Origin of the sequence: Enterobacter asburiae (genome assembly GCF_024599655.1) — a bacterium.
In the GTDB taxonomy this organism is placed as follows: domain Bacteria; phylum Pseudomonadota; class Gammaproteobacteria; order Enterobacterales; family Enterobacteriaceae; genus Enterobacter; species Enterobacter asburiae_D.
In genome coordinates, this window is the sequence record NZ_CP102247.1 from 4,519,538 (window position 1) to 4,531,686 (window position 12,149).

Consider the following 12,149-nt stretch of genomic DNA (forward strand, 5'->3'; position numbering starts at 1 on the left):
GTGAATGATGCCATTGATTTCTCTTGCCGACGGTCTGGAGCACGCCAGGGCGCATCGCTATGCGCTGGGCGCGTTTAACGTGCTCGACTCCCACTTCCTGCGCGCGCTGTTCGCCGCCGCGAAGCAGGAACGCTCGCCGTTTATCATCAACATCGCCGAAGTGCATTTTAAGTACGTGTCGCTGGATTCGCTTGTCGAAGCGGTGAAGTTCGAGGCCGCCCGTCACGATATTCCCGTGGTGCTCAACCTCGACCACGGCCTGCATTTCGAGGCGGTGGTGCGCGCCCTGCGCCTGGGGTTCAGCTCGGTGATGTTCGACGGCTCGACGCTGAGCTACGAGGAAAACATTCGCCAGACGCGGGAGGTGGTGAAGATGTGCCACGCGGTGGGCGTGTCGGTAGAGGCGGAGCTGGGCGCGGTCGGCGGTGATGAAGGCGGCGCGCTTTACGGGCATGCGGACGAAGCGTTCTTTACCGACCCGCAGCTGGCGCGCGAATTTGTCGATAAGACCGGCATCGACGCGCTGGCGGTTGCCATCGGCAACGCGCACGGCAAATACAAGGGCGAGCCGAAACTCGATTTCCCCCGTCTGGACGCCATTCGCCAGCAGACGGGGCTGCCGCTGGTTTTACACGGCGGCTCCGGGATTAGCGATGCCGATTTCCGCCGCGCCATCGAGCTGGGCATTCATAAAATCAACTTCTATACCGGCATGTCGCAGGCCGCGCTTGCCGCCGTTGAGCAGCGCATGGCGAACCGCCAGCCGCTGTACGATGAATTTGCCGAGCTGCTGCTGGGGATAGAAGAGGCGATAACGGATACGGTCGCCGAACAGATGCGCATCTTCGGCAGCGCGGGGCAGGCATAATGGAACGCAAAGGCATCATCGCCGCAGGCAATATGCTGGTGGATCACGTCCACCAGATCGTGCAGTGGCCGGAGCGCGGCTGGCTGGCGGAAATCACCCACAGCGAACGCTCAACCGGCGGCGCGCCGCTCAACGTGCTGCTGACGCTGGCCAAAATGCACGTTGGACTGCCGCTGCAGGCGGTGGGGCTGATTGGCGAAGACGGCGACGGGGATTACATTCTGGCGATGCTCGACCAGTACCACGTCAACCGCCAGCGCGTGCAGCGCACCACCTTTGCACCGACCTCCATGTCGCAGGTGATGACCGATCCCAGCGGACAGCGCACCTTTTTCCACTCGCCGGGCGCCAACCGCCTGCTGGATCTTCCCGCCTTCGATCGCTTAGACGAATCGATGAAGATCTTCCATCTCGGCTACCTGCTGCTGCTCGACAGCCTGGATATGCCCGATGACGAGTTCGGCACCCGCAGCGCGCGGCTGCTGGCACAGATGCGCGACCAGGGGTATGAAACCTCGCTCGATCTGGTGTCCCGCAAGGGCGACCCGCGCTACCAGCCGCTGGTGCTCCCTGCCCTGCGTCATCTTGATTATCTGGTGATTAACGAGCTGGAGGCCGGTGAGTTTAGCGGGCTTGAGATGCGCGACGACAGCGATGCGCTGAACATGGCCCATATCGCCGATGCCGCCGCGCAGCTACTGGCGGCAGGCGTTCGTCAGCGAGTGGTGATCCACTGTCCGGAAGGCGCATGGGGTGAAGCACCGGGTGAGCAAGGCCGCTGGATCCCATCATGGTTGCTGGAGCAGAAAGACATTGTCGGAAGCGTCGGTGCAGGCGATGCGTTTTGCGCGGGGTTTTTATTCGGTTGCCATGAATCGCTGCCGCTCACGGAGAGCATTTATCTGGCGCACGCCTGCGCGCGGGCAAGCCTGCTGGCCGCCAACGCGATTGACGGCGCAAAAACGCTGGCCGAACTGCAGCTGTTTATCAAAGAGAATACCTAGGCCGCTTTCTCGCTATGGGAAACGTCGGAGGCAAACACATAGCCCAGCCCACGGATGGTTTTGATGAGCGCTGGCTGATGCGGGTTAGCCTCGATCTTCCGGCGCAGGCGCATGATCAGCACGTCAATCGTGCGGTCGAACACGTCGGCGCTTTCACTGTGGGTCAGCTCAAGCAGCCGGTCACGGCTCAGTACCCGACGGGCATTTTGCGTGAGCGCCAGCAGCAGGCCGTACTCGCCCTGGGTTAATGGCACAGGATTGCGCTGCGGATCGCTCAGCTCGCAGCGGGTGGTATCGAGTGTCCATCCGTTAAAAGCAATGCCCGCCACGGGCGCTGCCGGGACTTCAGCAGCCAGCACGCCGGTACGGCGCAATACCGCTTTAACGCGGGCGACCACCACGCGCGGGTTGAACGGTTTGCCAATATAATCGTCGGCCCCCATCTCCAGCCCCACCACCACGTCTGACTCACTCCCCAGCCCGGTTAGCATCACAACCGGTAGCGCCGGCCGCTGCTTTTGCAGCTGCAGCAGAACCTGCAGGCCGTTGATATCCGGCAGCATCATATCCAGCAGCACCAGCGCGATATTCGGCTCCTGCTGTACCTGCCGCAGTGCATCCTGGCCGTTATGGCAGACAAGCACGCTAAAGACGTGCTCGCTCAGCACGTCCTGAAGCAGTTCGCAGACTGCCGTATCGTCATCTACCACCAGAATCGCCGGTTTCATCGTATGCTTCCGTCAGGGGATTATGTTAAGTCTGAACCATTCTGCCGTCGGCTCCAGTCAAATGGTTTTTTCAGTGACGGAAATTCAACCCATGTCACATCCGCTGCCCTGTCGACACGTCAATTTTGACGATTGGCTGTTTTTTGTCAGGGTTTTCACCGCGAATGAACCGTAAAGTCAGGGTATACCCATACGAAAAACATGGCATAGAAGCTGCATAGTGGGTGCGAATGATTCGATTAACTGGAGCAGACTGATGAAAAAAGTCGTCACGGTTTGCCCTTATTGTGCCTCAGGTTGCAAGATCCACCTGGTGGTCGATAACGGCAAAATCGTCCGGGCGGAGGCCGCACAGGGGAAAACCAACCAGGGCACGCTATGCCTGAAAGGTTACTACGGCTGGGATTTTATTAACGATACCCAAATCCTCACCCCGCGCCTGAAAACCCCAATGATCCGCCGCGAGCGCGGCGGCAAGCTGGAAGCCGTCAGCTGGAGCGAGGCGCTGGATTACGTCGCTACGCGCCTTAGCGCTATCAAGGCCAAATATGGCCCGGATGCGATTCAGACCACCGGCTCTTCACGCGGGACGGGGAATGAAACTAACTATGTGATGCAAAAATTCGCGCGCGCCGTTATTGGAACCAATAACGTCGACTGCTGCGCTCGCGTTTGACACGGCCCATCGGTTGCAGGTCTGCACCAGTCGGTCGGTAACGGCGCAATGAGTAATGCCATCAACGAGATAGATAATACCGATCTCGTGTTTATTTTCGGCTATAACCCGGCGGATTCTCACCCTATCGTCGCGAACCACGTTATTCGCGCCAGGCAGAATGGGGCGAAAATCATCGTCTGCGATCCGCGCAAAATTGAAACTGCGCGCATTGCGGATATGCACATCGCGTTGAAAAACGGCTCGAACATCGCGCTGCTGAACGCAATGGGGCACGTCATTATTGAGGAGAACCTGTACGACCAGGCGTTTGTCGCGACCCGTACGGAAGGCTTTGAAGAATATCGGAAAATTGTCGAAGGCTATACGCCAGAGTCGGTGGAAACGATAACCGGCGTGAGCGCGCAGGAGATTCGCCAGGCGGCACGGATGTATGCCGGGGCGAAAACCGCCGCCATCCTGTGGGGCATGGGCGTGACCCAGTTCTACCAGGGTGTGGAAACCGTGCGTTCCCTGACCAGCCTCGCCATGCTGACGGGAAATCTTGGCAAGGCGCACGTTGGCGTCAACCCGGTACGCGGTCAGAATAACGTCCAGGGCGCCTGCGACATGGGCGCGCTGCCGGATACCTATCCGGGCTACCAGTACGTGAAGTTCCCGGAAAACCGCGCCAAGTTCGCGAAAGCCTGGGGCGTGGAAAGCCTGCCGGAGCACACCGGGTATCGCATCAGCGAGCTGCCGCACCGCGCGGCGCACGGCGAAGTGCGTGCGGCCTACATCATGGGTGAAGATCCGCTCCAGACCGACGCCGAGCTGTCTGCGGTACGCAAAGGGTTTGAGGATCTGGAGCTGGTGATTGTCCAGGATATCTTCATGACCAAAACCGCGGCGGCGGCGGATGTGATTCTACCGTCGACCTCCTGGGGCGAGCATGAAGGCGTCTACACGGCGGCGGACCGCGGCTTCCAGCGCTTCTTTAAAGCGGTCGAGCCGAAGTGGGATTTGAAAACGGACTGGCAGATCATCAGCGAAATCGCCACCCGCATGGGCTACCCGATGCACTACAACAACACTCAGGAGATCTGGGACGAGTTGCGCAGTCTGTGTCCGGACTTTTATGGGGCAACCTATGAAAAAATGGGTGAGCTGGGGTACATCCAGTGGCCGTGCCGCGATGAGTCCGAAGCCGACCAGGGGACGTCGTATCTCTTTAAAGAGAAGTTCGACACCCCGAACGGGCTGGCGCAGTTCTTCACCTGCGACTGGGTCGCGCCGATCGATAAGCTCACCGACGAGTATCCGATGGTGCTCTCCACCGTGCGTGAAGTAGGCCACTACTCCTGTCGTTCGATGACCGGCAACTGCGCCGCGCTGGCGGCGCTGGCGGACGAACCGGGCTATGCGCAAATCAATACCGCCGACGCGAAGCGCCTTGGTATTGAGGACGAAGCGCTGGTGTGGGTGAATTCGCGCAAAGGGCGGATCATCACCCGCGCGCAGGTCAGCGATCGTCCGAACAAAGGGGCGGTCTATATGACCTACCAGTGGTGGATTGGCGCCTGTAACGAGCTGGTGACGGAGAACTTAAGCCCGATAACCAAAACGCCGGAGTATAAATACTGCGCCGTGCGCGTGGAGCCGATTGCGGATCAACACGCAGCGGAACAGTATGTGATCGACGAATATAACAAGCTGAAAGCCCGACTGCGTGAAAGCGCAATGGGTTGATGCCGTTAATTAAACGATGAATAAAGGGAGTGAGATATTCACTCCCTTTTTATTTCCGCTTAACACATTAAAAATATCAATTGTTATTCTGGAAAGCGGCTCGCAGAAATAATGTAATTCTCGCGAAAAAGAATTACATCTTTGCATTTTAATTCAGAGGGATAAGATGTGCGGCGGGTGCTTAAGACTTTCTGTCTTGAGCATTGTTGAGGGACAGAAAGTAAGAAGCCCCGGGAAATTTTCATTTACCCGAGGCTACTCCCTCAACTACCAACAGGTTGAGAGTAGCCTCTTATTCTTTTTTACACAAGGAGTAAAAGGCATGACGCCATTAAAAACTGCGTTAGGCATTGTCTTTATTATCTGCCTGACGATAGTGATCTTTACCTTTATTACTCGCGGCAGGCTCTGCGAGTTTTCAATAAAGAGTGAACATCAGGAGGTGGCGGCTAAATTAGCCTGCAACGCAGGCTAACCTCTACGGGCGGAAAAAGGGTTCCGCCCGGCTTGTAGGATGCTGAGGTCTTAATGCACCCATTTTTTTCTTCCGCCACCGCGATTATACTGCGCGGCGTGTACCCAGATGATAAGAATCCATGAAACCCATTTTTCTGTTGTTATTCTTTTTAACCTCTTTCGCCCGCGCGGATGAGATAGGCAGCCAATATCAGAAGCAGGCGGAAGCAGGCGATGCCCGCGCCCAGTATTATCTTGCTGATACGTACTTCAGTTCCGGTGACAGCAAGCAGGCAGCGCTGTGGGCAGAGAAAGCCGCAAAAGGCGGCGACGTTGACGCCATGGCGCTGCTATCGCAAATCCACTTTACGCAGGGCGATTACGCTCAGGCCAAAGCCCTGGCGCAGCAGGCAAACATTGCTGGCAGCAAACGTGGCGCAATCATGCTGGCGCGCGTGCTGGTGAACACCCAGGCGGGGAAAACCGACTATCCGCAGGCCATTAAACTGCTGCAAACGGCGACCGAGGATATCGACAACGACTCCGCTGTTGATGCACAACTGCTGCTGGGGCTGATTTATGCCAACGGCGTTGAAGTGGCCCAGGACGATGTGCAGGCTGCCTCGTGGTTTAAGCGCAGTTCAGCACTCTCACGTACGGGCTACGCCGAGTACTGGGCAGGGATGTTGTTCAGGCAGGGTGAGAAAGGCTTTATCACGCCAAATAAACAGAAAGCGCTCTACTGGTTGAACCTGAGCTGTACGGAAGGGTTTGATACGGGATGCGAAGAGTTTGATGCGTTGAGCGGAGAATAAAGTGCCGGGTGGCGGCTTCGCCTTACCCGGCCTACAAAACCCGTAGGCCCGGTAAGCGCAGCGCCACCGGGCTTAGGATGTTACTGGTCAGCCGTCTTATCAAAACGACCCAGCACCTCGCGTTCATACGCCAGCGCTTTTTTGCGGTCGAATTTGTGTTCCCACTTGGCGATAACCAGCACCGCCAGGGCATTCCCCACCACGTTCAGCGCCGTACGCGCCATATCGAGGATACGGTCCACACCGGCGATAAATGCCAGACCTTCCAGCGGAATACCGACGCTGCCGAGCGTAGCCAGCAGCACCACGAAGGAGACACCCGGAACGCCTGCAATACCTTTGGACGTCACCATCAGCGTCAGTACAAGGACGATCTCCTGCCACAGAGACAGGTCAATGCCGTACAGCTGCGCAATAAAGATAGCGGCGATACTCTGGTACAGCGTCGAACCATCCAGGTTAAAGGAGTAGCCGGTCGGTACCACGAAGCTGGTAATAGAGGCAGGCGCGCCATAGGCTTCCATCTTCTCGATGATACGTGGCAGCACGCTCTCAGAGCTTGCCGTGGAGTACGCCAGAATCAGTTCATCTTTCAGGATACGAATCAGGATCCAGATGCTCAGCCCGCACAGGCGCGCCACGATCCCCAGCACCACCAGCGCGAAGAACAGGATGGCGAAGTGCACCAGGAGCACCAGCTTCGCCAGCGGCCACAGGGAGGCAAAACCGAAGTTCGCCACGGTGACGGCAATAAGCGCAAACACCCCTACCGGCGCGTAGCGCATCACCATGTGGGTCACTTTAAACATGGTTTCGGAGATAGAGCGGAACACGGTCACCAGCGGTTCGCGATGCGTCGCTGGCAGTGAAGAGAGTCCCAGACCAAACAGCACCGAGAAGAAGATGATAGGCAGCATCTCGCCCTTCGCCATCGACGCCACGATGTTGGTCGGCACCAGCGACAGGATCGTGCCCATCAGGCCATGCGCGTGGCTCTGCACGTCAGCGGTCGTACTTTGGTATTTCGAAATATCCACCGTGGCCAGCTGCGACATATCAATCCCGGAACCCGGCTGGAACACGTTCGCCAGCGTGATACCGAGGATAATCGCAACCGTAGTGATCACTTCGAAATAGATAATGGTTTTCGCACCAATACGGCCTAACTGCTTCGCATCGCCGACGCCCGCAATACCGACCACCAGCGTCGAGATCACAATCGGTACCACAATCATCTTGATCAGATGAATAAAGATATCCCCTGCCGGTGAAAGCAGGTTCGCAATCAGCCATTCGCGGCTGTCGCTGTGATAGTGAAGGTAGCTGCCCAGCAAGATGCCCAGCACAAGGGCGATTAAGATCTGCCAGGCAAGGCTGACTTTAACGTTTTTCATAGAAACTGACTTCCTCAATGAAGCGCCTTATTCACTCAAACTGCATGAATATGGAGACATACTGAAAGGGTATGAATTGTGTTGCGTTGGTTTATGGGATTTTTTAACGCGGCGTATGAGTATCATTTGCGCGACCTGTTGCGCAAGCCTTAAAGAACGACGCGTTTCACTCACAAAAGCGACGATGACGGGAGTTTGTTCTAATTCTGATAAATAACCTTTTGTTATAAAAACGCTTTTTTAAACATAAATGTGAATAATCGTCAGCATAAATTATTTTCCTTCAAAGTTTCATTCGCTCATTTTTCATACTCTTCAAACAATGCGTGATCTGTAGCCCAAATACTAAACAAAGCTTGTAAAGCCCCTACAATTAACGTTTTTGCGACATATTATTAACATCTTACAAGGAGAAAAAAGCCATGAGCCAAATCCACAAACATGACATTCCCGCAAATATTGCGGACCGTTGCCTGATCACCCCGGAGCAGTACCACGAGAAATATCAGCAATCTATCACCGCCCCGGACACCTTCTGGGGTGAGCAGGGCCATATCCTTGACTGGATCAAACCTTATCAGAAGGTGAAGAACACCTCCTTTGCGCCCGGCAATGTCTCCATTAAATGGTATGAAGATGGCACCCTGAACCTGGCGGCGAACTGCCTTGATCGTCACCTTGCCGAGCGCGGGAACGAGACGGCCATCATCTGGGAAGGCGATGACGCCTCGCAAAGCAAACACATTACCTACAAAGAGCTGCACCGCGACGTGTGCCGCTTCGCCAACGTCCTGCTGGAAAAAGGCATTAAAAAAGGCGACGTGGTCGCTATCTATATGCCGATGGTGCCGGAAGCGGCGGTGGCTATGCTGGCCTGCGCGCGTATCGGTGCGATTCACTCGGTGATTTTTGGCGGGTTCTCACCAGAGGCGGTTGCCGGACGTATTGTCGATTCAAGTTCTAAACTGGTGATCACGGCCGATGAAGGCGTGCGCGCCGGTCGCGGTATCCCGCTGAAGAAAAACGTCGACGAAGCGCTGAAAAACCCGAACGTCAAAACGGTCAGTAACGTCATCGTCCTGAAGCGTACCGGCGGCAAAATCGACTGGAACGAAGGGCGCGACCTGTGGTGGAGCGACCTGATTGAAAAAGCGAGCGACCAGCATCAGCCGGAAGAGATGAACGCAGAAGATCCGCTGTTCATTCTTTATACCTCCGGCTCAACCGGTAAGCCGAAAGGCGTCCTGCACACCACCGGCGGCTATCTGGTCTATGCAGCCACCACCTTCAAATACGTCTTCGACTACCACCCGGGCGATATCTACTGGTGTACCGCCGACGTGGGCTGGGTCACCGGACACAGCTACCTGCTGTACGGCCCGCTGGCCTGTGGCGCAACAACGCTGATGTTTGAGGGCGTACCAAACTGGCCGACCCCGGCGCGTATGTGTCAGGTGGTCGACAAGCACCAGGTCAACATTCTCTACACCGCACCAACGGCGATCCGCGCATTAATGGCGGAAGGCGATAAAGCCATCGAAGGCACGGACCGTTCTTCATTGCGCATCCTCGGTTCCGTGGGTGAGCCAATCAACCCGGAAGCCTGGGAGTGGTACTGGAAGAAAATCGGCAACGAGAAATGCCCGGTGATGGACACCTGGTGGCAGACCGAAACCGGCGGCTTCATGATCACCCCGATGCCGGGTGCCACGCAGCTGAAGGCTGGTTCCGCAACCCTTCCGTTCTTCGGCGTGCAGCCTGCGCTGGTGGATAACGAAGGCAACCCGCTGGAAGGCGCCACCGAAGGCAACCTGGTGATCACAGACTCCTGGCCGGGTCAGGCGCGTACCCTGTTCGGCGATCACGATCGCTTCGAGCAGACCTACTTCTCGACCTTTCAAAACATGTATTTCAGCGGCGACGGCGCGCGCCGTGACGAAGACGGTTATTACTGGATAACCGGGCGCGTGGACGACGTGCTGAACGTCTCCGGCCACCGTCTGGGCACCGCTGAGATTGAATCGGCGCTGGTGTCGCATCCGAAAATTGCCGAAGCCGCCGTTGTCGGTATTCCGCACAACATCAAAGGCCAGGCGATTTACGCCTATGTCACCCTGAACCACGGCGAAGAGCCGTCGCCAGAGCTGTATACCGAGGTGCGCAACTGGGTACGTAAAGAGATTGGCCCGCTGGCGACGCCGGACGTGCTGCACTGGACCGACTCGCTGCCGAAAACCCGCTCCGGCAAAATCATGCGCCGCATCTTGCGCAAAATCGCGGCAGGAGACACTAGCAACCTCGGCGATACCTCAACGCTCGCGGATCCTGGCGTGGTGGACAAACTGCTCGAAGAGAAGCAGGCCATCGCGATGCCTTCCTAGTGTTTTCTCCCTCTCCCCGTGGGAGAGGCCCGGGGTGAGGGCATCAGACCGCCCCTTCCTCCCCTCACCCTAACCCTCTCCCCAAAGGGGAGAGGGAACTAAAAACAAACCAACCTTACCTTTGGAGACTCTGTGATGAATAACGATATTTGTCAGCAGATAGAGAATAGTGCGCACTACAGGGAGCTCGTCGATAAGCGGCAACGGTTTGCCTTCATCCTTTCCATCATCATGCTGGTTATCTACGTCGGCTTTATTCTGCTGATCGCCTTTGCCCCGCACTGGCTGGGCACCCCGCTGCACGAGGGGACCAGCGTGACGCGCGGCATTCCGATTGGCATTGGCGTGATTGTGATTTCATTCTTGCTGACCGGCGTCTACGTCTGGCGCGCGAACGGTGAATTCGATCGTCTTAACAGAGAAGTCCTGCGCGAGGTAAAAGCATCATGAAGCGAGTCCTGACGGCGCTAGCCGCCACACTTCCCTTTGCTGCCAACGCGGCGGATGCCATTACCGGCGAGGTCCAGCGCCAGCCAACCAACTGGCAGGCGATTATCATGTTCCTGATTTTCGTGGTGCTGACGCTGTACATTACGTACTGGGCGTCGAAACGCGTGCGCTCACGTAACGATTACTACACCGCAGGCGGCAACATTACCGGCTTCCAGAACGGGCTGGCGATTGCGGGTGACTTTATGTCCGCGGCCTCGTTCCTCGGGATCTCCGCGCTGGTCTACACCTCCGGCTATGACGGCCTGATCTACTCTCTCGGCTTCCTCGTTGGCTGGCCGATCATTCTGTTCCTGATTGCCGAACGCCTGCGTAACCTGGGCCGCTATACCTTCGCTGACGTGGCCTCTTATCGCCTGAAGCAGGGGCCGATTCGCACCCTCTCTGCCTGCGGCTCGCTGGTGGTGGTAGCGCTGTATCTGATTGCGCAGATGGTGGGCGCGGGTAAATTGATCCAACTGCTGTTCGGCCTCAACTACCACATCGCGGTGGTGCTGGTTGGCGTGCTGATGGTGATGTACGTCCTGTTCGGCGGCATGCTGGCGACCACCTGGGTGCAGATCATCAAAGCCGTCCTGCTGCTGTTTGGCGCCAGCTTTATGGCCTTTATGGTGATGAAGCACGTCGGCTTCAGCTTCAATAACCTGTTCACCGAAGCGATGGCGGTCCACCCGAAAGGGGAAGCGATCATGAGCCCGGGCGGGCTGGTGAAAGACCCGATATCCGCGCTCTCGCTGGGTCTCGGCCTGATGTTCGGTACCGCAGGTCTGCCGCATATCCTGATGCGCTTCTTTACCGTGAGCGATGCGCGTGAAGCGCGCAAGAGCGTCTTCTACGCCACCGGCTTCATGGGTTACTTCTATATCCTGACCTTTATCATCGGCTTTGGCGCGATCATGCTGGTGGGGGCGAACCCGGCGTTTAAAGACGCGGCGGGCGCGCTGATTGGCGGTAACAACATGGCGGCGGTGCACCTGGCCGACGCGGTGGGCGGTAACCTGTTCCTCGGCTTTATCTCCGCCGTGGCCTTCGCCACTATTCTTGCGGTGGTTGCAGGGCTGACGCTGGCCGGCGCGTCTGCGGTGTCGCATGACCTCTACGCCAACGTCATCCGTAAAGGCGCGAGCGAGCGCGATGAGCTGAAGGTCTCGAAAATCACCGTGCTGGTGCTGGGCGTTGTGGCGATACTGTTAGGCATTCTGTTCGAGAAGCAGAACATCGCCTTTATGGTGGGGCTGGCCTTCTCGATTGCGGCAAGCTGTAACTTCCCGATCATCCTGCTCTCCATGTACTGGTCGAAACTGACCACCCGTGGCGCAATGATTGGCGGCTGGCTGGGGCTGCTGACGGCGGTGATCCTGATGATTCTGGGCCCAACCATCTGGGTGCAGATCCTCGGTCACGCAAGCGCCATCTTCCCGTATGAATACCCGGCGCTGTTCTCTATCGCCGTGGCGTTTATCGGCATCTGGTTCTTCTCGGCCACCGACAATTCGCCGGAGGGTAACCTGGAGCGTGAGAAATTCCGCGCCCAGTTTATCCGCTCACAAACTGGTCTCGGCGTCGAGCAGGGCCGCGCGCACTAAGCC

Annotated in this window: 10 protein-coding genes; 8 read left to right on the forward strand and 2 right to left on the reverse strand. The window is 57.1% G+C overall.

What is annotated here, in order from left to right; all coding sequences use genetic code 11:
• Positions 1–7 precede the first annotated feature (7 nt).
• Together NQ230_RS21495 and NQ230_RS21500 are read left to right on the forward strand one after the other, a co-directional pair.
• Positions 8–868: a ketose 1,6-bisphosphate aldolase gene (locus NQ230_RS21495; RefSeq protein ID WP_213822943.1), complete on the forward strand. Its 861-nt coding sequence runs from the start codon at positions 8–10 to the stop codon at positions 866–868.
• A complete protein-coding gene (locus NQ230_RS21500; protein WP_257259070.1) occupies positions 868–1,872 on the forward strand; it encodes a carbohydrate kinase family protein in 1,005 nt (334 codons plus the stop codon). Before NQ230_RS21495 ends, NQ230_RS21500 begins: the two co-directional genes overlap by 1 nt.
• On the opposite strand, the gene NQ230_RS21505 is transcribed toward NQ230_RS21500, so the two are convergent.
• A complete protein-coding gene (locus NQ230_RS21505; protein ID WP_159515342.1) occupies positions 1,869–2,600 on the reverse strand; it encodes a response regulator in 732 nt (243 codons plus the stop codon). The genes NQ230_RS21500 and NQ230_RS21505 overlap by 4 nt on opposite strands.
• 256 nt (positions 2,601–2,856) lie before the next feature.
• Here NQ230_RS21505 and fdhF point away from each other — a divergent pair, with 256 nt between their 5' ends.
• The 3 genes from fdhF (at position 2,857) to NQ230_RS21520 (ending at position 6,275) form a co-directional block, all read left to right on the forward strand.
• Positions 2,857–5,004 (forward strand): formate dehydrogenase subunit alpha, encoded by a 2,148-nt coding sequence (fdhF, locus tag NQ230_RS21510; protein WP_159515341.1) that lies wholly within the window; start codon positions 2,857–2,859, stop codon positions 5,002–5,004.
• A gap of 322 nt (positions 5,005–5,326) precedes the next feature.
• The gene (locus tag NQ230_RS21515) at positions 5,327–5,479 is read left to right on the forward strand and encodes a Hok/Gef family protein (protein WP_042719158.1); all 153 of its coding nucleotides are present in this window, start codon (positions 5,327–5,329) and stop codon (positions 5,477–5,479) included.
• A 121-nt stretch (positions 5,480–5,600) separates the two neighbouring features.
• Positions 5,601–6,275, forward strand: coding sequence for a tetratricopeptide repeat protein (locus NQ230_RS21520; protein WP_257259073.1), 675 nt, complete (start codon positions 5,601–5,603; stop codon positions 6,273–6,275).
• A gap of 80 nt (positions 6,276–6,355) precedes the next feature.
• Here NQ230_RS21520 and gltP read toward each other — a convergent pair whose 3' ends face one another.
• Positions 6,356–7,669, reverse strand: coding sequence for a glutamate/aspartate:proton symporter GltP (gene gltP, locus NQ230_RS21525; RefSeq protein ID WP_023310067.1), 1,314 nt, complete (start codon positions 7,667–7,669; stop codon positions 6,356–6,358).
• A 422-nt stretch (positions 7,670–8,091) separates the two neighbouring features.
• Between gltP and acs the strand changes: the two genes are divergently transcribed.
• From acs to actP, 3 genes are all read left to right on the forward strand, one after another.
• Entirely contained in the window at positions 8,092–10,050 is a 1,959-nt protein-coding gene (gene acs / locus NQ230_RS21530; RefSeq protein WP_257259075.1) for an acetate--CoA ligase, read from the forward strand.
• Between the two features lie 135 nt (positions 10,051–10,185).
• The gene (locus NQ230_RS21535) at positions 10,186–10,500 is read left to right on the forward strand and encodes a DUF485 domain-containing protein (RefSeq protein ID WP_063144972.1); all 315 of its coding nucleotides are present in this window, start codon (positions 10,186–10,188) and stop codon (positions 10,498–10,500) included.
• Positions 10,497–12,146: a cation/acetate symporter ActP gene (actP, locus tag NQ230_RS21540; RefSeq protein ID WP_121426247.1), complete on the forward strand. Its 1,650-nt coding sequence runs from the start codon at positions 10,497–10,499 to the stop codon at positions 12,144–12,146. The genes NQ230_RS21535 and actP overlap by 4 nt, the downstream gene beginning before the upstream one ends.
• The last annotated feature ends 3 nt before the right edge of the window (positions 12,147–12,149 follow it).